The 1202-nt window shown below is 32.8% G+C and carries 1 pseudogene; it reads left to right on the top strand.

Features of this window, described 5'->3' with window-relative positions:
- Positions 1–684: 684 nt before the first annotated feature.
- A pseudogene (locus ACFIKN_RS01455) lies at positions 685–1202 on the top strand (hypothetical protein); the annotation flags it as partial.

The raw sequence follows: 1202 nt of genomic DNA on the forward strand, positions 1-1202 counted from the left end.
TTTTCTATATTTTGTTGAAAAAAGATCATAGTAGAATCCATATTGCTAAAAAGTTATATTTTTATGTTGCTATTTTCATGAACAGCCTATAGCAATATGGGAGTGTATATTAGTAAGACTCATTTTGATGAAATAACTTTCAAAGGGGGAAAAGTAGTGCGTAAAGATAAAAGGTACATCACGGGACCGCGCATATATCATTATATGATATATTAAAAAGAAAAAATCCAACTAAAAAGCCAGTTATCCAAGGAAAACTATATTCCAGACATATTACAATTTCTTTTTACTTTACTTATTATTAACAAAACCATGCTTTCTAATAAAAATAAAGTCTATAATTAGGAAAATACATATTAAAACCTAGTACAAAGGATTTTATAGTAACCACTACCAAGTAAAATGTAATATTAAATATAAAGACCCCTTTTTAGTTAGAAAAAACAGCACACTAAAAAACTTAGACTCTAAATGTGTCATCTTTATGTCCACAAAACATAATCAAAAAGACAAACATTTAGGTCTCAATACAGAGAGCACAAACAAAACAAGACTAAAGACTCAAAATGTTCACACTCTAAGCAATGATCGTCTACTCTGAATTCCAAAGACATCAATAATGCTGAAATGTGTCTTTTTTATGTTTTAGAGGTGTTTTTAAGTTTTTTCATTGGAGAGTTTGTTATGAAAAAATTATATGCCCCACAAGCTGCGAGTGAATTAAAACGTTCTCGTTTTTCTTTTGTTAAAGTTCTTTCGTTGGCTATAGCGGCTACATTCTTATCGAATGTTACGCCTGTTTTTTCAGCAAATCCTGATGTTAGAAACACATTTCTTGAAGGTGTAAAAAGTGCTGGTGTATCTTATCCACAAAGCCTTCTCTCTGTTGCTGGTTTGAATGCTTCTGATGATTACGCAAATTTTTTAACCAAAACCCTTTCTGGTAAGAGAGATAAGAGTCCTATCGTAAATGTTTTGACAGAAGGTAGCCGTTCTGCGCGAGTTGGAAATGTTGATGATAAGAAAGCGCCACAGCTTACAAGAATAGCGGTTAACGATAAAAGCATGAGTGCGGATAATATTGCCGTGCGAAAATTGCCAAAAACATTTGTTAAAAAAGGGTGGATGCTGCCTGTTGAGGGAGATAATAGTGATGATATTTTGCTGTCTGGCGTTAATAGTTTAGCAAGGAGGGTGAGTAC

The organism is Bartonella sp. CL436QHHD (genome assembly GCF_042195105.1).
Taxonomy (GTDB): Bacteria; Pseudomonadota; Alphaproteobacteria; order Rhizobiales; family Rhizobiaceae; genus Bartonella.